We start from the raw sequence: 19,290 nt of genomic DNA on the forward strand, positions 1-19,290 counted from the left end.
TGCTCCTACGGCGCCGGGTCCGCGCGGGGCTGCGGGCGCGCCGCCCGCGCGGGCGGCGCGCCCGTAGCCCGGCGGGAACGCCGTTCTGTCGGCGGCGGTCGCTAGCTTCCCCGGGGAGAGGGGGAGGCGATGAGGAAGATCATTGTGTCCATGACGACGTCCCTGGACGGGTTCGTCGAGGGGCCGGGCCGCGAGATCGACTGGCACATGGTCGACGAGGAGCTGCACCAGCACTTCAACGACCGGCTCCGCGGCATGAGCGCGTTCATCTCCGGGCGCGTCACCTGGGAGCTGATGGCCGGGTACTGGCCGACCGCCGACGCCGACCCGGACAGCACCCCGGCGGAGCGCGAGTTCGCCGGCATCTGGCGCGAGATGCCGAAGATCGTCTTCTCCCGGACGCTGCCGAGCGCGGGATGGAACACCGAGATCAGGCGCGAGGTCGTCGCCGCGGAGATCCGCGAGCTCAAGGAGCGGCCGGGCGGCGACATGGCGCTCGGCGGCCCGGACCTGGCCGCCTCCTTCCGCGCCCTCGACCTGATCGACGAGTACAGCGTGTACGTCGACCCGATCCTGCTCGGCCGGGGCAAGCCGCTGTTCGCCGACTTCGACCACCGGACGGCGCTGACCCTCGCCGAGACCAGGACGTTCGGCAACGGCGTCGTGCTGCTCCGCTACGAACGCGACCGAGGCTGACCGCGGCGGCGGGCGCGGGCGCCGTCCGCCGTGCTCGCGCCGTCCGCCGTGCTCGCGCCGTCCGCCGTGCTCGCGCCGTCCGCCGTGCCCGCGACGCTCGCGGTGCTCGCCGTGTCCGCGGTGCGGGGGCGGATGCGCGCGGGCCGCGGAGTCGGGGAGGATGGGCACGTGCTGACGATGCCCCGGCCCGGCGCCACGACCCGCGACGCCCTGCTGACGACGGTGCTCGCCGCGGCGGCGGTCGCCGTGGCGCTCGCCTGGCCGGGCACGCGTCCGCTGGACGCCGGCGGCGTCGTGCTGCTGGCCGGCGCGCACGTGCCGCTCGCGCTGATCCGGCGCCGCCCGGGCCTCGCGCTCGTCGTGCTCGTCCTGCTGACGCTGCCGTACCACCTGCTGCAGTACCAGCACCACGCGCTGATCCCCGCCGAGGTGATCGCGCTGTTCGCCTACGCGGTGTTCGGCCGCCGGGTCCGCGCGGTCCTCACCGTGGTGGGCGCCCTGCTGTCGGTCTGCGTGCTGATGATGGCGCTGCGCGCCGGGGGCGGCTCCGTCCGCGAGCAGATCGCCGTGATCGAGGCCGTGGTGTCGGTGGTGATCGCGGTGCAGGTCTTCCGGTCGCACCGGGCCCGGCTCGCGACGATCACCGAGCGGGCCGAGCGGGCCGAGCGCACTCGCGAGGAGGAGGCGCGCCGCCGGGTCGCCGAGGAGCGCCTGCGGATCGCCCGCGACCTGCACGACCTGCTCGCGCACAGCATCACGGTGATCGGCGTGCAGGCGGGCGCCGCCGCCCACCTGCTCGCCGGCGACCGGCCGCTCGACCGCGCCGAGCTGGCCGAGGCGCTCGGCTCGATCGCGGCGACCTGCCGGGAGGCCCGCACCGAGCTGCGCGGCACCCTGCAGGTGCTGCGCGGCACCGACGTCGGCGCGCCCGCCGAGCTGCCCGGCCCGGACGCGATCCCCGGCCTCGTCGACGCGGCCCGGTCCGCCGGCCTGGAGGTGACGCTGAGCGCGGACGGCGCCGCCGCGACGCCGCCGGAGATCGGCGTCGCGGCGTACCGGATCGTCCAGGAGGCCCTGACCAACGTTGTCAAGCACGCCGCCGCGCACCGCGTCGCGGTGACCCTCGCCCGGGAGGACGGGAGCCTCGTCGTCCGCGTCGCCGACGACGGCCGGGGGCCCTCCGGAGCCGGGCCGGACGGCTTCGGGATCCTCGGCATGATCGAGCGGGCGCGGAGCGTCGGCGGGACCCTGGACGCGGGCCCCGGCGAGGACGGCGGCTTCGTCGTCACCGCCGTCTTCCCGTCCGCCGGCACGGCGCCGGGTGGCGCGGCGTCCGACGCGCCCCCGGACGCGCCGCCCGGCAGGGAGCCGGTCAGCCCCCGCTGACCGACCGGGCGTACAGGAAGAGCAGGCCCGACAGCGTCGAGCCGGACCCGATCTCGCCGCGCGCCGCCAGCTCCGGGACCGACGCCAAAGGCACCCACTCGATCCGCTCCGCCTCCACGTCGGTCGGCTCGCCGATCCGTTCGGCGCCGTCCGCCCGGAAGACGTGGTGCACGCCGTCGTGCAGCCCCGGCGACGGGCGCACCGCCAGGACGTGCTCGAGCGGCCCGGCGCGGTAGCCGGTCTCCTCGACCAGCTCGCGCGCCGCCGACTCGGCCGGGTCCTCGCCGTCCTCGACCCGCCCGCCCGGGATCTCCCAGCCCCAGGCGCCGGTGATGAACCGGTGCCGCCAGATCAGCAGCACGCGGCCCGCGCCGTCGACCGCCGCCACGCCCGCCGCGGGCCGCACCCGCACGAGATGGTGGTCGAAGCGCCGCCCGTCCGGCAGTTCCACGTCGGCCAGCCGCACGTCCATCCAGGGGCTGTCGTAGATCGATCTCTCGCCGTGCACCGTCCATCGCATGGCCGGACGCTATCGGGGGCTTTCAAACCCTTACCGGTAGGGTCAGGATCAAGGGGACGGCGCGGTCTCCGGGGGCGGACCCCCGGACCCCGGGGCCAACGCCCGGAGGGCGCTGTCAGGGAGGGGTGCGCAGCGGTGAGCACGGAGGCCGGCGGGGTGCCGGAGGCGGCGCGGGACCGGGTCTTCACGGTGCCGAACATGCTCAGCATGGCGCGGCTCGTCGGCGTCCCGTTCTTCCTGTGGCTGGTGCTCGTCGAGCAGGACTGGTGGGCGCTCGGGCTGCTGGTGTTCGCCGGCCTGTCGGACTGGCTGGACGGCAAGCTCGCGCGCGCGCTGAACCAGACCAGCAAGCTGGGCATGTTGCTGGACCCGGCCGCCGACCGGCTCTACATCTTCGCGACGCTGGTCGGCCTGACGATCCGCGACATCATCCCGCTGTGGCTGCTGGCCGCGCTGGTCGCGCGCGAGCTGGCGATCACCCCGATCGCGCCGATCGTGCGGCGGCTCGGGTACGGCGGGACGCTTCCCGTGCACTTCATCGGCAAGACGGGCACATTGTGCCTGCTGTACGCCTTCCCGCTGCTGCTGCTGGGCGACCATGACGGGGCGGCGGGCACCGCGGCGAAGATCATCGGGTGGTCCTTCGCCATCTGGGGGACGGCGCTGTACTGGTGGGCGGCCGTCCTGTACTGGGCGCAGACGCGGCAACTGGTGCTGGCCGGCCGCGGCGCGCCACCCGACGGCGCGCCCGGTCCGGGCGCGCGGCCCCCGGCCGGCGAGCAGAAGGGAGCTGAGACCCCCCGATGAAGGCCGTCGTGATGGCGGGTGGCGAGGGGACGCGGCTGCGTCCGATGACCGCCAACCAGCCCAAGCCGCTGCTGCCGCTCGTCAACCGGCCGATCATGGAGCACGTGCTGCGGCTGCTGAAGCGGCACGGGTTCAGCGAGACCGTCGTCACGGTCCAGTTCCTGGCGGCGCTGATCCGCAACTACTTCGGCGACGGCGAGGAGCTCGGCATGTCGCTGAGCTACGCGACCGAGGAGGTGCCGCTCGGCACCGCGGGCAGCGTGAAGAACGCCGAGGCGGCGCTGCGCGACGACCGGTTCCTGGTGATCTCCGGGGACGCGCTGACCGATATCGACCTGACCGACATGGTGCGCTTCCACGAGCGCAACGGCGCCCTCGTCACCATCGGGCTCAAGCGGGTGCCGAACCCGCTGGAGTTCGGGATCATCATCGTGGACGACGAGGGCCGCGTGCAGCGGTTCCTGGAGAAGCCGACGTGGGGGCAGGTGTTCTCCGACACCGTCAACACCGGCATCTACGTGATGGAGCCGGAGGTGCTCGACCACGTCGCGGCGGGCGAGTCCGTCGACTGGTCGGGCGACGTGTTCCCCAAGCTGCTGGCCGAGGGCGCGCCGCTCTACGGGTACGTGGCGGACTGCTACTGGGAGGACGTCGGCACCCACGAGAGCTACCTGAAGGCGCAGGCCGACATGCTGTCCGGGCAGGTCGGCATCGAGCTGGACGGGTTCGAGATGTCGCCGGGCGTGTGGGTGGCCGAGGGCGCCGAGGTGGACGCCGAGGCCGTCTTGAAGGGCCCGCTGTACATCGGCGACTATGCAAAGGTCGAGGCGGGGGTCGAGCTGCGCGAGTACACCGTGCTCGGCAGCAACGTCGTGGTGAAGGAGGGCGCGTTCCTGCACCGCGCGATCGTCCACGACAACGTGTTCGTCGCGCCGTCGACGAACCTGCGCGGCTGCGTCGTCGGCAAGAACACCGACATCATGGCGGGCGCCCGCGTGGAGGAGGGCGCGATCGTCGGGGACGAGTGCGTCATCGAGGCGGAGGCGTACGTCTCCAGCGGCGTGAAGGTGTACCCGTTCAAGACGATCGAGGCGGGCGCGGTCGTCAACACCAGCGTGATCTGGGAGTCGCGCGGGCAGCGCAACCTGTTCGGGCCGCGCGGGGTGTCCGGCCTGGTCAACGTGGAGATCACGCCGGAGCTGGCGGTGCGGCTGGCCAGCGCGTACGCGACCACGCTGAAGAAGGGCACCACGGTCGTCACCGGCCGGGACGTCTCGCGCGCCGCGCGCACGCTCAAGCGCGCGGTGATCAGCGCGCTGACCGCCAGCGCGATCAACGTGCAGGACCTGGAGGCGACGCCGCTGACCGTCGCCCGGTTCGAGACGGGCCGGGAGGACTGCGCGGGCGGGATCTACATCCGCACGACGTACGGGGAGACCCAGGGCGTCGACATCATCTTCCTCGACCCGGACGGCGCGGACCTGTCGCAGGCCGCGCAGCGCAAGCTGGAGCGGGTGTTCGGGCGGCAGGAGTACCGGCGCGCGTTCCCCGGCGAGATCGCCGAGCTCACCTACCCGCCGCGCGTGGTGGAGACCTACACCCGCGACCTGCTGGACCGCATCGACATCAGCGGCGTCCGCGAGGCCGGGCTGAAGATCGTGCTGGACTGCGCGGGCGGCGTCGCGTCGCTGGTGCTGCCGAGCCTGCTCGGCCGGGTCGGGGTGGAGGTGCTGACCCGCAACAACGCGCTGGACGAGGCGAACCCGACCGAGACGCTGCCCGAGCGGATGCGCGACCTGGAGCGGCTCGGCGCGCTGGTGTCGTCGTCGCGGGCCGCGTTCGGCGTCCGGTTCGACCCGGTCGGCGAGCGGATCTCGCTGGTGGACGAGAACGGCGAGCTGGTCGCCGACGACCGGGCGCTGTTGGTGATGCTGGACCTGGTCGCGGCGGAGCGGCGCGGCGGGCGGGTCGCGCTGCCGGTGACGACGACGCGGGTGGCCGAGCAGGTCTGCCGGTTCCACGGCGTCCAGGTGGAGTGGACGTCCACCTCGCAGGACGTGCTCACCAAGGCCGCCGCGCGCCCCGACGTGGTGTTCGCGGGCGACGGGCGGGGCGGGTTCCTGATGCCGGAGTTCAGCGGCACCGTGGACGGGATCGCGGCGTTCGTCCGGCTGGTCGGGCTCGTCGCGCGGACGCGGCTGACGCTGTCGCAGATCGACCGGCGGATCCCGGTGGCGCACCTGCTGCGCCGGTCCGTCCCGACGCCGTGGGCGGCGAAGGGGAGCGTGATGCGGCACGTCGTGGAGGCCGCCGGGAGCCGCACCCTCGATACCACCGACGGGGTCCGCGTGGTGGAGGACGACGGCGGCTGGGTGCTCGTCCTGCCGGACCCGGCGGAGGCGGTCACGCACCTGTGGGCCGAGGGCCCGGACGCCGACGCCGCGCAGGAGCTGCTGGAGGAGTGGGCCGTCGTCGTGGAGCGCGCGGGCTCCTAGCGCGGTGATGCGCGGGCCGCGCGGCGGGCTCAGCAGCGTTCGCGCGGCCTGAGGCCTCTGGCGTCGGGCTCCCGGTCCCCGTAGGTCTCCTCCAGGAACGACACGAGGCGCTCGACGTCGGCGACGTTGGAGACCAGGCCGAGCGACGCGCGGACGGCGCCGCCGCTCGGCAGGTGGAGCAGGTCGAGGTACTCGTCGAGGTTCCGCATGCCGCCGCGCAGGGTCCGCCGGTCGCGCAGCGCCTGCTCGGAGATGTGGAAGGCGCCCTCCCCGGCGCCCGGGTTGCAGAAGCAGCCGGTGCGGACGGAGATCCCGGCGGCGGTGGTGTCGCGCGCGATGATCCGCTCGTCCACGATCCGGCCGCGCGCGTCCAGGACGTTGAACGCGACGGTGCCGCCGCGCCGGTCCGTGCCGGCGGGGCCGTACACGCGGACCATGGCGGAGCCCGCGCCGTGCCGGAGGCCGGTCAGGCGGTGCAGCAGCCACGAGGTGAGGCGGGCGACGCGTCGGTGGATCAGGTCCATGCCGATGTCCTCGATCCAGCGGATGCCGAACTCCACGTCCGGGATCGACAGGAAGTTCAGGGTGCCGTCCTCGAACGCGGTCTCGTCGCGGGCCAGGACGTGCCAGCCGCCGAGCGCGCTGACCGCCTGGATGGTGCCGCCGGCGAACCAGGGGCGGCGCAGCCGGGCGAGCGCGGCTCGGCGGGCGACCAGGGCGCCGACGCCGGTCGGGTAGCCGAACACCTTGTACCAGCTCACCGGGACGAAGTCGGGCCGCGTCCGGCTGAGGTCCAGGCGGTTCGCGGGGACGAACGCGGCCGCGTCCAGCAGCACGTCGTACCCGCGCGCGTGTGCGAGGTCGACCCACTCCAGGGGGTGTTGGACGCCCGTGAAGTTGCTCTGCGCCGGGTAGACGAGCAGCCCGCGGCGGCGGCCGAGGGCGCTGCGCAGGTCGTCCTCGGGGACGCGCAGCTCGGCCCCGTGGACGGGCACGTTGACCACCTGCGCGCCGCGCGCGCGGGCGAACTCGCGGATCCCGTTGACGGAGTTGTGGTTGTCACCGGTGAGGACGAGCCGGGACCCGCGCCCGAACGGGTAGGCCTCGCCGACGAGCCGGCACGCGCCGGTGGCATTCGGCGTGAAGACCACCGTGTACTCGTCGGGGGAGGCGTTGAAGAAGCCGAGGATCGCCGCGCGGGTCCGCTCGACCAGCTCGGTGGACGCGCTGGACGTGGGGTTCTCCGAGTGCGGGTTGCCGTAGCAGTGCCCGGTGAGCCGCCTGGCGTGCGCGCGGATCTGCGCGTCGGCCGCCACGCCCGCGCCCGTGTAGTCCAGGTAGGCCTGGCCGTCCAGATGGCGGTACTCGGCGGCCCTCAGGTCGTCCAGCCGGCTCGTCGAGACGTACTCGGCGTCGGTGCCGGGCGTCGCCCCCGCCGCCCAGGAATCGGTTGAAGCGGACATCATGCACCCCCGCGTACAAAGCCGCATCCTCCTCTAAGAACGGTCCAAAATGGGAGAACGGCTTGCAAGGGGATGTTCTGACCTTTTCAGGACGAGATGCCTGTGTTTGGGGGTGTTCCGGCGGTCTCCCGGGACGCGCCCTCCGTGGGGCGCCGCGTGCGGCGGGCGAGGACGGCGGCCGTCCCCGCGAGGAAGAGCGCCGCGAACCCCGCGAGGATCGCCCAGTCGGCGACGGCGGACCGGGAGAACGTGCCGCCGTAGGAGGCCAGCAGCGGCGGCCCCAGCGGCGACCGGCCCGACGCCCACAGCCGCTCGACGCCCAGGCTGTGCCCGAGCCCCTCGAACGCCCACCGGTTCGACATCGCGTAGCTCAGCCACCGTCCCGGCGCCGCCATCACCGGGACGGGCAGGATCGCGCCGACGAACAGCACCTGCGGGAAGCACAGCATCGGCAGGGCCATCGTCGCCTGCGCCGGGTCCGTCACCGCCGCCGACACCAGCAGCCCGAGCGCCAGCGCCGCCACCGAGCACAGCAGCAGCGTCGCGAACAGCTCCCCGTACGTCCGCCAGCCCATCGGCGGCAGCCGGTCCAGCCCGCGCAGCACCCCGAGCATCAGCGCGTCCACCACCGCCAGCAGCGGCAGCAGCACGGCCGCCTTCGCCAGCACGTAAGGCCCGATCCGCAGCCCGGTGAGCCGTTCGCGCCGCAGCACCGGCAGTTCGGTGCAGATCTGCAGCAGCCCGTAGGTCAGCCCGAAGAAGAACCCGCCGAACGCGATCCAGAACAGGATCATCACGGTGGCGCTCGGGCTCGGCGACCCCGGCGCGAACGCGCCCGGGCGGAACAGCACCGCGAACATGGCGAGCACCATGAGCGGCGACCCCGCCAGCACGGCGAGGGTCAGCCGGTTCCCCGTCAGCAGGTCCAGGTTGCGCCGGGTCAGCAGCGCCCACTGCCGCAGCGCGCCGACGCCCGGGCCCGCCGCCGTGCCCTCGCCGCCGGGCCGGCGGAACCGGTTCTCCCAGTCGGGCTCCGCGCCGCCCGCGAGCCGCAGGTAGATCTCGTCGACCGCGGTGGCCCCGAACTCCTCCAAGGCCTCCTCCGGCGGGCCGTAGAACGCCAGCCGCCCGTCCGGCGCCAGCACCGCCACCCGGTCGCAGACCGCGACGTCCGGCGGGTGGTGCGTCGTCATGACGACGGTCGTCCCCGCGTCGGCGAGGCCGCGCAGCAGCCGCATCAGATCGGCGGCGGTGGCCGGGTCGAGGCCCGACGTCGGCTCGTCGAGGAAGAACACCCGGGGCCGCGTCAGCAGCTCGACGGCGATGCTGGCCCGCTTGCGCTCGCCGCCGCTCAGCCGCCCGACGCGCTGCCCGGCGCGGGCGGTGAGGGCGAGGGCGTCCAGCACGTCGTCCACGGCCTTCTCCGCGTCCTCCGGCGGCGTGCCGGCGGGCAGCCGGAGGCCCGCCGCGTACCGGAGGGTGCGCCGCAGCGGCAGCTCCTTGTGGACGATGTCGTCCTGCGGCACGTACCCGAGCGACCCGCCGCCGCCCGCGTAGCGCACCTCGCCCTCGGCGGGCGGCCGCACCCCCGCGATCGCGTCCAGCAGCGTCGTCTTGCCGGCGCCGCTGGCCCCCATGATCGCCACGAGCTCGCCGGCACCGATCGTCAGCGACACGTCCCGCAGCGTGCGGCGCCCGCCGTCCACCCGCTGCCCGACCTCGCGCACCTCGATCACGTGACGCCCCCTCGCCTCCGGAGGGCGCGACCGGCCCCCAGAAGAACATGAACGACGCCGGGGCCCCGAGTCCAGAGGCGATCTCCGCCCGGCCCGGGCGGCCCGTCAGCCGACGGGGACGTCGTCGGGCGTGCCGCCCGCGATCTCCGCCAGCACGTCGAGGGCCCTGGCGAGGACGTCCTCCGGCGGCGACGCCAGGCCGAACCGCACCGCCCGCGGCGCCGCCGCGCCGCCCACCACGAACGCGGCGGCGGGCGTGACGGCGATGCCGCGCCGGGCCGCCGCCGCCACGAACGTCTCCGCGCGCCACGGCGCGGGCAGCTCCCACCAGCAGAAGTACGAGCCGGGATCGGACCGGACCGCGGCGCCCGCGAGCCGCGCCGCCGCGATCCGCTGCCGGGACGCGGCGTCCGCCCGCTTCGCCTTCACGATCGCCTCGACCGTCCCGTCGGCTACCCACCCGGACGCCGCCTCCAGCGCGAACCCCGCGGGCCCCCACGCGCCCGAGCGCAGCGCGGCGGCGACCCGGCCCGCCAGCCGCCGCGGGACGGCGGCGAACCCGGCGCTCAGCCCCGGCGCCAGCCGCTTGGAGAGGCTGTCGACCGGGATCGCGTGGTCCGGCGCGAACGACGCCAGCGGCGGCGGGCCGTCCTCGCGGAGGAACGCCCAGACGCGGTCCTCGATCGCGCACAGCCCGAGCCGCCCGAGGAGCGCGCCCAGCTCGGCGCGCCGCGCCTCCGGCATCGTCGTCCCGTACGGGTTGTGCAGCGTCGGCTGGAGGTAGACGCCGCCGAGCGGCGCGGCGCGGTGGGCGTCGGCGAGCGCGCCGGGGATCATCCCGTGCCCGTCCACCGGGATCGCGACCGGCGTGACGCCGAGCCGCGCCGCGATCCCCTTGATCACGGGGTAGGTGAGGGCCTCGACCGCGAGCCGCCCGCCCGGCGGGACGAGCGCGGCCACGGCCGCGGCGATCGCCTGCCGGCCGTTCCCGGCGAACAGCACGTCGTCCGGCGCCGGGGCCCAGCCGCCCGCCGCGAGCAGCGCCGCCGCGGCCTCGCGCGCGGCCGGCGTGCCCGCGACGCCCACGGGTGCGAGCGACGCGTCGAGCACGTCCGGGCGCATCAGGCGGTCCAGCCCGGCGGCCAGCAGAGGCGCCTGCTCCGGCACCACCGGATAGTTCAGCTCCAGGTCGACGCGGGCGTCCGCCGGCTCGGCCAGGGCGGGGGCCGCCCGGCGCTCCGCCGCGAGCACGAACGTGCCGCGCCCGACCTCGCCGACGACCAGGCCGCGCCGGCCCAGTTCGCGGTAGACGCGGGCGGCCGTCGAGGCGGCGATGCCGCGGCGGCGGGCGAACGCGCGCTGCGGCGGCAGCCGGTCGCCCGGGCGCAGCCGTCCCGCCGCGATGTCGGCGGCGACCGCGTCGGCCACCCGCCGGTAGTCGTCCATACGACTCCCAGAATTGCACCGAGTTCAATGTCATTATTGCACCGAACAAATCCGGCGCCTAGCATCGGTGCAATGATCTCCCCAGCCGCCCTGGCGGCCATCGCCCTCGTCGCGCTCGGGCTCGTCCTCACCCCCGGGCCGAACATGATCTACCTCGTGTCGCGGTCGGTGACCCAGGGCCGCCGGGCCGGCCTCGTCTCGCTCGGCGGCGTCGCCCTCGGCTTCGTCCTGTACGTCGTCGCCGCCACCGCCGGCATCACGACCGTCTTCCGGCTCGTCCCGCCCGTGTACACGGCGCTGAAGCTCGCCGGCGCCGGCTACCTGCTCTGGCTGGCCTGGCAGGCCCTCCGGCCCGGCGGGACCGCCGTCTTCGCCCCGAAGGAGCTGCCCGCCGACCCGCCGCGGCGGCTGTTCGTCATGGGCCTGGTGACCAACCTGCTCAACCCCAAGATCGCGATCCTGTACGTGTCGCTGCTGCCACAGTTCGTCGACCCGTCCCGCGGCCACGTCGCCGCGCAGAGCCTGCTCCTCGGCCTCACCCAGATCACGGTCGCGATCACCGTGAACGGCCTGATCGTCCTCGGCGCCGGGAGCATCGCCGCGTTCCTCGCCCGCCGCCCGGCCTGGCAGCGCGTGCAGCGCTATCTGATGGGCACCGTCCTGGCCGCCCTCGCGGTCCACATCGGCCTGGACCGCACCCGCGCCGCCGTCGCGTAGCGGCGCGCCGGACCCGGCCCGATTTGGCGGGCCTTGCCATCATGGTCCGGTGGTCGCGCGACGGCGGGAACGGGACGAGGCGGAGCGGGCGGGCGGATGGCGCCGCCCCGACGCCTCCATGTCCCTGCTGTCGGACCTGTTCGCCGGCAAGCTGCTCGACCCCGGCTACGCCGAGGCCGCGGCACGGCGCGCGGCGTCTGGCCGGACCCGCCCGCGCGGCGGGCGGGCGCTGAGCGGCGCCGTCCTCGCCGTCCTGGTGGCCGTCGGCGTCCTCGTCGCCGTCGCCGGCGTCCAGGTCCGCCGCAGCGAGCCCGTGGCGGCCAAGGAGCGCGCCCGGCTCATCGACCAGATCCACGCCCGCACCGGCGAGACCGACGCCCTGCAGCGCCGCCTCGACGCGCTGCGCGCCGACACCGGCCGCGAACGGACCGGCGCCCTCGAACGCAGCGCCGAGGGCCGCCGGGCCAGGCGCGACCTCGCCGCGCAGGGCGCCGCCGCGGCCGCCGAGCCCGCCTCCGGCCCGGGCCTCGTCGTCACCGTCGGCGACGCGCCCGGCGACGACGGCGGCGACCCCGGCGGCGACTCCGACGGCCGGGTCTATGATCAGGATCTCCAGGTGCTGGTCAACGGGCTCTGGGCGGCCGGCGCCACCGCCATCGGGATCAACGGGCGGCGGCTCACGCCGGTCACGGCGATCCGCACCGCGGGGGAGGCGATCCTGGTCGACTACCACCCGCTGACCGGGCCGTACGAGGTCACGGCGCTCGGCGACCCGGACCGGATGCGCGACGCGTTCACCGGCTCCGACGCCGACCGCAGGCTGCGCGCCCTCGAGGAGCGGTACCGCATCCGGTACGCGACGCGCCGCACGTCCGGCGCGCGGCTGCCCGGCGCCGGAGCGCTCCGGCTCCGGTACGCCGCGCCGGCCCCCGGAGCCGGCGGGTGACGCGATGACCGAGCGCACGAGGGCCGGGGCGGCGGCGGGCACGGAACGGAAGGGCGGAGGCATGATCGCGCTGATCGGGCTGGTGATCGGCGTGGGGCTCGGCCTCGCGCTGCACCCCGACGTCCCGCTGTGGCTCCAGCCCTACCTGCCCATCGCCATCGTCGCGGCCCTCGACGCCATGTTCGGCGGCGTCCGGGCCCGGCTCGAGGGGATCTTCGACGAGAAGGTCTTCGTCGTGTCCTTCCTCAGCAACACCGTCATCGCGGCGCTGATCGTCTTCCTCGGCGACGAGCTGGGCGTCGGCTCCCAGCTGTCCACCGGCGTCGTGGTCGTCCTCGGCATCCGGATCTTCTCCAACGCGGCGGGCATCCGACGGAAGCTGTTCGGCGCATGACCGTCGACGACGCCCCTCGGGAAGAGGGCAATGCGGAGGACGTGCCGCCCGGGCCCCTCACCGGGGTGATGGCGCTGCTGCGGCCCAGAGCGAGCTGGGGGCAGCTCATCGGCGGCCTGCTGTGCGTGCTCGTCGGCTTCGCCGTCGCCGTGCAGGTCCGCTCCACCAAGCGCGACACCACGTTCGCCACCGCCCGGCAGGACGAGCTCGTCGGCATCCTGGCCGATCTGGGCCAGCGGTCCGAACGGCTCCGCGGCGACATCCGCGACCTCGAGCAGACCAAGGCCGAGCTGCAGCGCGACGCCCAGGGCGGCGCCGCCCTCGAGGAGGCCCGCAAGCGCGCCACCACCTACGGCATCCTCGCGGGCACGCTCCCCGCCGAAGGACCCGGCATCCAGATGGTCGTGCGGGACCCGCGCGGCGGCGTCCACGCCGGCGGCCTCCTCGACGCGCTCGAAGAACTCCGCGACGCCGGCGCCGAGGTCGTCCAGGTCAACGAGGTCCGCGCGGGGGTCGGCACCTACTTCCTCGACGCCCGCGACGGCGTCCAGGCGGACGGCCGGACGCTGCGCGCCCCGTACACGTTCCTCGCCATCGGCGACCCGCACACCATGACCACCGCGCTCAACATCCCGGGCGGCGTCGTGCGGACACTGCAGGCCGCCGGCGCCGCCGTCTCGATCACCCCGCGCGCGAAAGTGACCGTGAGCGCGATACGGTCTCCGTAGAGGGAACGGGGGGAGCGGTGAACGGCCGTCCGGGACGTCGCGATCGGCGCCGCCCGCGCGGCGGCGTAGACCGGCGATCATCGGCGAAGGTACCGTGGTGCGGTCGGTTCACCGTTCCGGTTGACCCCTCGGGCAATACCCGCGTAAGTTGCGGCGACCGTCGCGTGCGCGGGCGGTGAGCAGGACCGTGGTCGGGGGCGGGTCCCCGGCGTGGGTTGGGTGAAGGATGCGCGTGGCGCAGGCGGCCCCCGCACCAGCGGGGCGTCCGCGGGCGGCGCGCCGATGGTAGGAGGCCGAGCCGATCTATGCCGAGCGTCTACTGCACGCAGTGCGGTCACGCCAACCCGGATGATGCCCGCTTCTGCTCGAACTGCGGCACCCCGCTGACGCGGGGCGCCCAGCCGCCGATCTACCGGGAGTCGCCCGGCGAGTCGACCTCCACGATCTCGATCGGCGGGTTCGAGGCGCTGGACACCGGCCAGGAGGCCGAGGAGCAGCCCGGCCCGGACCAGACCGCCATGGAGGCGCTCCCGCCCGGGACCGCGCTGCTGGTCGTCAAGCGGGGCCCGAACGCCGGAAGCCGCTTCCTGCTCGACAAGGACCGCACGTCCGCGGGCCGGCACCCGGAGAGCGACATCTTCCTGGACGACGTCACCGTCTCCCGCCGGCACGCCGAGTTCGCCCGGCACGGCGGCACCTTCTCCGTCCGCGACGTCGGCAGCCTGAACGGCACCTACGTCAACCGGCAGCGGATCGACCAGGCCGGCCTGTCCGGCGGCGACGAGGTCCAGATCGGCAAGTTCCGGCTGGTCTTCCTGACCAACCCGGCGCACGCCTGACGAGGACCGGAGCGGCGGGGGAGCACGGGGTCTCGGCGACGATGGGAGGGCCCTTGAACGCGCAGCCGGCCCGGTCCCCGATGACCATCGGGGACGTCCTCGGGCTGCTCAGGAGCGAGTTCCCCGACATCACCATCTCCAAGATCCGGTTCCTGGAGTCGGAGGGGCTGGTGGAACCGGAGCGCACCCCCGCCGGGTACCGCAAGTTCGGCCCGGCCGACGTCGAGCGGCTCCGGTTCGTGCTCACCGCGCAGCGCGACCACTACATGCCGCTGCGCGCGATCCGGCAGCACCTGGAGGCCCGCGACCGCGGCGAGGCCGTCCCGCCGCTCGGCGCCCGCGCCGACGCGCCCGCCCGCCGGCCCCGCACCCTGGTCGCGGCCGGCGCCGACGCGCCCGACCCGGCCGTCCGGCTGACCCGCCGCCAGCTCCTCGACGGCGCCGGCATCGGCGAGGACCTGCTCGGCGACCTGGAGGAGTACGGGCTCGTCCGGCGCAACGGCACCCACTACGACGGCGAGGCCCTCACCGTCGCCCGCGCCGCCGCCGCGCTCGGCGAGCACGGCTTCGAGGTCCGGCACCTGCGCGCCGCGAAGGCCGCCGCCGACCGGCAGGCCGGGCTGATCGAGCAGATGGTCGCGCCGCAACTGCGCCGGCGCAGCCCGGGCGCGCACGAGCAGGCCGCCGAGACCGCCCGCGACATCGCCGCGCTGTCGGTCCGGCTGCACGCCGCCCTGCTGTCCGCGGGACTTCGCGAAAGCCTCGACCCCTGATCGCGCGGGCCGCGGAGGCATTTGCCGCCCCGCCGCCGCGCCACCCTGTCCGAGCCTGGGTGTACGTTGGGCTACAGGGTTCGTCGAGGATCCGACCGGTGCACGTGGTGATCGAGACAGCGTCGACCAGCAGGGAGCCGCAGTGAAGCAGATGGAGGTCGTCGGCGTCCGGGTCGAGATGCCCTCCAATCAGCCCATCGTCCTGTTGAAGGAGACGGAGGGCGAGCGCTACCTGCCCATCTGGATCGGGGCGGTCGAAGCGACCGCGATCGCCTTCGCCCAGCAGGGCGTGCTGCCCGCGCGCCCCCTCACCCACGACCTGTTCCGGGACGTGCTCGACGCCCTCAGCGTCCAGCTCCGCACCGTGAACATCACCGACCTGCGCGAGGGGATCTTCTTCGCGGACCTGGTCTTCTCCAACGGCGTCGAGGTGAGCGCCCGCCCGTCCGACTCCATCGCCCTCGCGCTGCGCACCGGCGCGACGATCTTCGCCAGCGAGGACGTCCTCGAGGAGGCCGGCGTGGCCATCCCCGACGAGCAGGAGGACGAGGTCGAGAAGTTCCGCGAGTTCCTCGACACCATCTCCCCGGAGGACTTCGGCCGCGCCGGCTGACGGCCCGCCCGGCACGGCCGCACGCACGAGGGCCGCGGGAACACAGGCCGCGGGCACGCAGGTCACGGGAACACAGGCTGTGGGCACGCGGGCCGCGCCTCGCCGCCGGGTCCCGCGTCTTCGACCGGGCATCGGTTACGCTGTGTGATGGAGCGGTGCGGGCCGGGCTTGGGGGCGAAGTGGGGAATGTCACTTCGGCGTGTAAGGTCATGCCGTGCCGCGATTGGTCTTGCATTGCCCTGGACCTGGCAGTTTCCGAGGGGCGACCATCGGGGTAGGAGTGCGGTGGCGGCCGAGGTGCGCAGTTTGCCCACGTGAAGCCGGTTCATCCGGGCATGCGACGCGCCGACGGTGAACGTTGACCACACCCTGACCGGCACCTACCGTGCTGGTGGAACACCCGTGGTGTAATTCGTCAAACCCCCTTGACGAAGCGCCACGGGCTGATAGAAGCCGGAGGTCCGCGTGGCGGTGAGCAGCGGCGAGGGCAAGGCGACCCCCGACAGGCACATGGCGTCACGGCGCGCCGGAGAGCAGGGCCTGCTCTTCGACACGCAGGTGTCCGCACCGCCGGAGGACGTCGGCTACCGCGGCCCGACGGCGTGCGCGGCGGCGGGGATCACCTACCGGCAGCTGGACTACTGGGCCCGCACGAAGCTGGTCGAACCGAGCGTCCGCGCGGCGCACGGATCGGGCAGCCAGCGGCTCTACAGCTTCCGCGACATCCTGGTCCTGAAGGTCGTGAAGCGGCTGCTGGACACGGGGGTGTCGCTGCAGCAGATCCGCACGGCGGTGACGCACCTGCGCGACCGCGGCGTCCAGGACCTGGCGCAGATCACCCTGATGAGCGACGGGGTGAGCGTCTACGAGTGCACCTCCGCCGACGAGGTCGTCGACCTGCTGCAGGGCGGCCAGGGCGTGTTCGGGATCGCGCTCGGACGGGTGTGGCAGGAGGTGGAGGGAAGCCTGGCGGAGCTTCCCGGCGAACGCGCCGCGACCGACGACCCGGACCCTCTCGAACACCCCCACGATGAGCTGGCGAACCGGCGGCGCGCCCGCCGCACCGGCTGACCCCCACCGTCTGACCCCCACCGGCCCGAGCCCCACCGGCTGACCCCCTACCGGCCCGAGCCCCCGCCCCCGGGGATCGTCCCCCTCAGATCGCTTCCTTCCGCTGGAGATAGGCGAACGCCGCCCAGCCCGGCAGGACCGGAAGCCACAGCGTCAGCAGGCGGTACAGCAGCACCGCGGACGTCGCCGTCTCCGCCGTCAGCCCCGAGATCGTCAGCGCCAGCGTCAGCGCGCCCTCGACGGCGCCGAGCCCGCCCGGCGTCGGGACCGCCGACCCCACCGCGTTGGCGGTCAGGAACACCACCACGACGGCCGTCCAGTGTAGCGACCCGCCGAACGCCCGGATCGAGGCGTCCAGGCACAGCACGTACGCCGCCGTCAGCCCCACCGTCCCGCCGAGGCCGGTGGCGAGCTTACGCGGCGACTGCAGGACGTCCACGAGCCGCGGCACCACCCCGGAGAACATCGCCCGCAGCCGGGACGTGGCGAACCGCCGCACCCGCGGGATCGTCAGCGCCGCACCGGCCGCCAGCCCCAGCGCCAGCACCACGATCATGATGGTGCGGGACGGCGCCAGGTCCTTGGTGGCGTTGTGGGTGGAGCCGGTGAGGAAGCCGAACAGCGCCAGCAGCAGCACGTGCACGACGAGGCCGACCAGCTGGGACGCGCCGACGCTGGCGACCGCGAGGCCCGAGCGGATGCCGGACTTCTGCAGGAACCGGGTGTTGATCGCGACGCCGCCGACCGCGGCCGGCGCGACCAGCTGCACGAACGACGCGGCGACCTGCACCAGCACGGTCCGCCCCAGCCGCAGCCGCTCCGGAACGAACCCCAGCAGCATGTACGCCGCCGCGAGGTAGGTGGCGGCGGACCCGGCGAGGGCGATCAGCAGCCAGTGCCAGGTCACCGTCGACAGCAGGTGGGCGAAGTCGAGGCTGCCGACCTGCGGGATCACGATGTACCCGGCGACCGACAGGCCGACGATGCTGAAGATCGTCCGGGGCCGGAAGCGTTCCAGCCGGACCGGCGCCGCCTCCGTCTCCGGCTTCAGCGCGACGATCTGCTCCCGGATCCGGGTGAGCAGCTCCCGGTCGCGGCGCAGCGCCGTCCGCGTCGCCCGCGACAGCGCCACCCGCTGCAGCAGCGGCACCGCCGCCGGGAGCGCGTCCTCGCCGAGCGCCGCCGCCGCGGTCCGCACGGCGCGCTCCGGGCCCGCGCGAAGCGCCACGGTGGTGAGCAGCTGCGCCAGATCGAGGCGCAGCGCGAGGTCGCCGGCGGCGATCTCCCCGGACCGCATGTCGGTGAGGTAGGCGCGGCCGTCGTCGCCGACGAGGATCGCGTCCTCCTCCAGCCGCCGGTGCGCGAGCCGTCCCTCCTGCAGCCGCCGGAACTGCCGCCACACGTCCGCGAGCAGCGTGTCGGTGACCTCCTCGTCCCGGACGTCCCCGAGCCGCCGCCCCGGCACGTGCTCGTAGGCCAGCAGCGCCGCCTCCGTGCCGACCTCCGACGTCCCCACCAGCCGCGGGGTGCGCGCGCCCGCCGCGGCCACCGCGTACGCCATCAGGGACTCCAGCTCGAGGGAGCGGCGCAGCGGCCGCAGCGCCCGGCCCGTGGTGGTCCGGCTCAGCCGCAGCGTCCGCCACATCCGGTACAGCAGCCCGGCGGTCTGCTGGTCGCGGTCCAGGACCCGCACCTCCAGGTCCCACCGGCCGGGCCGCCGCTCGCCCGGCGCGCGGCACTTCGCGTCCTCCCGGTCGAGGACGACGCCGTACCGGCGGTCCGCGCCGGCGTCGCCGGGGTCGTCGAGGCGGGCGGCGCGGCGCGGGCACAGCCCGAGCCGCTCCAGCGTGGACACCACGGTCGTGCCGGTCGGCCGCGGGTTGGGCGTGCCGACCGCGTACAGGGTGCCGTAGCCGATCGCCCGGCCGAGCAGGTAGGTGGCGGCGAGCGCGGCGACCGACGCGTACGACGCGGTCAGCCCGGTCAGCGCGGCCAGCCCGATCAGCGTCCACGTCACCGCCTGCCAGCGGGTCCGGCCCGCCATCCCGACCGCCGTGACGAACGCGATCACCGGGGCGATGTCGGTGTGCACCGGCGCGGTCGTGGTGCCGCCCCAGATCAGCGAGTCCAGCACCCCGCCGGGCGCCGCGCTCGTCACCCAGTCGTCCAGCCCGACGGTGATCCCGAACGCGATCACGGCGGCGAGCAGCGCGATCGCGACCCGCATGCCGTCCTTGCGGAACAGCCGCTCGACCGCGAACGCGATCGGCACCGTCAGCACGCCGAAGCTGGAGGCCAGCGTGGCGAACGACAGCAGCAGGCGCGGGGCGTGCGCGGTGCCCTGCGCGATGTCGGTCTGCAGCCCGTGCGTGGTCTGCTGGGCGATCGACACCAGCAGCATCACCACGGCCAGCGCGACGCAGGACACCCCGAACCTGATCGCGTCGGCGGACCGGCGGATCCGGTCCGGCTGGGCGGGCTCGTCCACGGGGACGCCGGCGGTCGCGCCCGTCGCCGGGCGCACCGCCCCGCCGTGGGTCTGTGTCACGCCGTACCGCCGCCCTGACCGTCCGCCATCCTGATCAGCGTCCCAGGGCCGGCGGCGCGCCGTCCAACGGCGCCCCCCGGTCCGGGCGGGGGGGGGGGGGGGGGCCCCGGCG

The 19,290-nt window shown here is 74.8% G+C and carries 17 protein-coding genes; 12 read left to right on the forward strand and 5 right to left on the reverse strand.

What is annotated here, in order from left to right:
* Positions 1-129 precede the first annotated feature (129 nt).
* Both AB0C78_RS48235 and AB0C78_RS48240 read left to right on the forward strand, forming a co-directional pair.
* Positions 130-696 (forward strand): dihydrofolate reductase family protein, encoded by a 567-nt coding sequence (locus AB0C78_RS48235; RefSeq protein ID WP_360761918.1) that lies wholly within the window; start codon positions 130-132, stop codon positions 694-696.
* Positions 697-726: 30 nt separating this feature from the next.
* Complete coding sequence (locus AB0C78_RS48240; RefSeq protein ID WP_360761919.1) at positions 727-2,082, forward strand: sensor histidine kinase; 1,356 nt, start codon at positions 727-729, stop codon at positions 2,080-2,082.
* Here AB0C78_RS48240 and AB0C78_RS48245 read toward each other — a convergent pair.
* Positions 2,069-2,602, reverse strand: coding sequence for an NUDIX hydrolase (locus AB0C78_RS48245; RefSeq protein WP_360761921.1), 534 nt, complete (start codon positions 2,600-2,602; stop codon positions 2,069-2,071). The two genes, AB0C78_RS48240 and AB0C78_RS48245, sit on opposite strands and share 14 nt — an antisense overlap.
* A gap of 135 nt (positions 2,603-2,737) precedes the next feature.
* Here AB0C78_RS48245 and AB0C78_RS48250 point away from each other — a divergent pair, with 135 nt between their 5' ends.
* Together AB0C78_RS48250 and AB0C78_RS48255 are read left to right on the forward strand one after the other, a co-directional pair.
* Positions 2,738-3,409 carry a CDP-alcohol phosphatidyltransferase family protein gene (locus AB0C78_RS48250; protein ID WP_318839255.1) on the forward strand — a complete coding sequence of 224 codons (672 nt, stop codon included), beginning with the start codon at positions 2,738-2,740 and terminating at the stop codon, positions 3,407-3,409.
* Positions 3,406-5,904 (forward strand): mannose-1-phosphate guanyltransferase, encoded by a 2,499-nt coding sequence (locus AB0C78_RS48255; protein ID WP_151542294.1) that lies wholly within the window; start codon positions 3,406-3,408, stop codon positions 5,902-5,904. The genes AB0C78_RS48250 and AB0C78_RS48255 overlap by 4 nt, the downstream gene beginning before the upstream one ends.
* Before the next feature lie 29 nt (positions 5,905-5,933).
* Here the strand turns inward: AB0C78_RS48255 and AB0C78_RS48260 are convergent, their stop codons facing one another.
* The 3 genes from AB0C78_RS48260 to AB0C78_RS48270 all read right to left on the reverse strand — a co-directional run bounded on the left by AB0C78_RS48260 (position 5,934) and on the right by AB0C78_RS48270 (position 10,549).
* Positions 5,934-7,370, reverse strand: coding sequence for an aminotransferase class V-fold PLP-dependent enzyme (locus AB0C78_RS48260; protein WP_360761924.1), 1,437 nt, complete (start codon positions 7,368-7,370; stop codon positions 5,934-5,936).
* Positions 7,371-7,453: 83 nt separating this feature from the next.
* Positions 7,454-9,103: an ATP-binding cassette domain-containing protein gene (locus AB0C78_RS48265; protein ID WP_360761925.1), complete on the reverse strand. Its 1,650-nt coding sequence runs from the start codon at positions 9,101-9,103 to the stop codon at positions 7,454-7,456.
* A gap of 105 nt (positions 9,104-9,208) precedes the next feature.
* Positions 9,209-10,549, reverse strand: a complete 1,341-nt coding sequence (locus tag AB0C78_RS48270) for a PLP-dependent aminotransferase family protein (protein WP_360761927.1) — start codon at positions 10,547-10,549, stop codon at positions 9,209-9,211.
* Between the two features lie 72 nt (positions 10,550-10,621).
* On the opposite strand from AB0C78_RS48270, the gene AB0C78_RS48275 reads away from it, so the two are divergent.
* The 8 genes from AB0C78_RS48275 (at position 10,622) to AB0C78_RS48310 (ending at position 16,630) form a co-directional block, all read left to right on the forward strand.
* A complete protein-coding gene (locus tag AB0C78_RS48275; RefSeq protein WP_360761929.1) occupies positions 10,622-11,266 on the forward strand; it encodes a LysE family translocator in 645 nt (214 codons plus the stop codon).
* Positions 11,267-11,315: 49 nt separating this feature from the next.
* Positions 11,316-12,212, forward strand: coding sequence for a DUF881 domain-containing protein (locus tag AB0C78_RS48280; protein WP_360761931.1), 897 nt, complete (start codon positions 11,316-11,318; stop codon positions 12,210-12,212).
* Positions 12,213-12,273: 61 nt separating this feature from the next.
* Positions 12,274-12,606 (forward strand): small basic family protein, encoded by a 333-nt coding sequence (locus AB0C78_RS48285; protein WP_151547271.1) that lies wholly within the window; start codon positions 12,274-12,276, stop codon positions 12,604-12,606.
* The gene (locus tag AB0C78_RS48290; RefSeq protein ID WP_360761933.1) at positions 12,603-13,334 is read left to right on the forward strand and encodes a DUF881 domain-containing protein; all 732 of its coding nucleotides are present in this window, start codon (positions 12,603-12,605) and stop codon (positions 13,332-13,334) included. The genes AB0C78_RS48285 and AB0C78_RS48290 overlap by 4 nt, the downstream gene beginning before the upstream one ends.
* 305 nt (positions 13,335-13,639) lie before the next feature.
* Positions 13,640-14,173 carry an FHA domain-containing protein gene (locus AB0C78_RS48295; RefSeq protein WP_151547269.1) on the forward strand — a complete coding sequence of 178 codons (534 nt, stop codon included), beginning with the start codon at positions 13,640-13,642 and terminating at the stop codon, positions 14,171-14,173.
* A 53-nt stretch (positions 14,174-14,226) separates the two neighbouring features.
* Positions 14,227-14,946, forward strand: a complete 720-nt coding sequence (locus tag AB0C78_RS48300) for a MerR family transcriptional regulator (protein WP_360761935.1) — start codon at positions 14,227-14,229, stop codon at positions 14,944-14,946.
* A gap of 142 nt (positions 14,947-15,088) precedes the next feature.
* Positions 15,089-15,559, forward strand: a complete 471-nt coding sequence (locus AB0C78_RS48305) for a bifunctional nuclease family protein (RefSeq protein WP_151546279.1) — start codon at positions 15,089-15,091, stop codon at positions 15,557-15,559.
* Between the two features lie 465 nt (positions 15,560-16,024).
* Positions 16,025-16,630 (forward strand): MerR family transcriptional regulator, encoded by a 606-nt coding sequence (locus tag AB0C78_RS48310; RefSeq protein WP_360761937.1) that lies wholly within the window; start codon positions 16,025-16,027, stop codon positions 16,628-16,630.
* Positions 16,631-16,715: 85 nt separating this feature from the next.
* Here AB0C78_RS48310 and AB0C78_RS48315 read toward each other — a convergent pair whose 3' ends face one another.
* Entirely contained in the window at positions 16,716-19,178 is a 2,463-nt protein-coding gene (locus AB0C78_RS48315; protein ID WP_360761939.1) for a lysylphosphatidylglycerol synthase transmembrane domain-containing protein, read from the reverse strand.
* Positions 19,179-19,290: the final 112 nt, after the last annotated feature.

Source organism: Actinomadura sp. NPDC048394 (assembly GCF_040651755.1).
Classification (GTDB): domain Bacteria; phylum Actinomycetota; class Actinomycetes; order Streptosporangiales; family Streptosporangiaceae; genus Spirillospora; species Spirillospora montaniterrae.

What these genes read in the sequence shown, in the direction of transcription:
- AB0C78_RS48235 (WP_360761918.1), top strand. Translation starts at nt 130, where the DNA reads ATGAGGAAGATCATTGTGTCCATGACGACGTCCCTGGACGGGTTCGTC.
- AB0C78_RS48245 (WP_360761921.1), bottom strand. Translation starts at nt 2,602, where the DNA reads ATGCGATGGACGGTGCACGGCGAGAGATCGATCTACGACAGCCCCTGG.
- AB0C78_RS48255 (WP_151542294.1), top strand. Translation starts at nt 3,406, where the DNA reads ATGAAGGCCGTCGTGATGGCGGGTGGCGAGGGGACGCGGCTGCGTCCG.
- AB0C78_RS48260 (WP_360761924.1), bottom strand. Translation starts at nt 7,370, where the DNA reads ATGATGTCCGCTTCAACCGATTCCTGGGCGGCGGGGGCGACGCCCGGC.
- AB0C78_RS48270 (WP_360761927.1), bottom strand. Translation starts at nt 10,549, where the DNA reads ATGGACGACTACCGGCGGGTGGCCGACGCGGTCGCCGCCGACATCGCG.
- AB0C78_RS48275 (WP_360761929.1), top strand. Translation starts at nt 10,622, where the DNA reads ATGATCTCCCCAGCCGCCCTGGCGGCCATCGCCCTCGTCGCGCTCGGG.
- AB0C78_RS48285 (WP_151547271.1), top strand. Translation starts at nt 12,274, where the DNA reads ATGATCGCGCTGATCGGGCTGGTGATCGGCGTGGGGCTCGGCCTCGCG.
- AB0C78_RS48290 (WP_360761933.1), top strand. Translation starts at nt 12,603, where the DNA reads ATGACCGTCGACGACGCCCCTCGGGAAGAGGGCAATGCGGAGGACGTG.
- AB0C78_RS48295 (WP_151547269.1), top strand. Translation starts at nt 13,640, where the DNA reads ATGCCGAGCGTCTACTGCACGCAGTGCGGTCACGCCAACCCGGATGAT.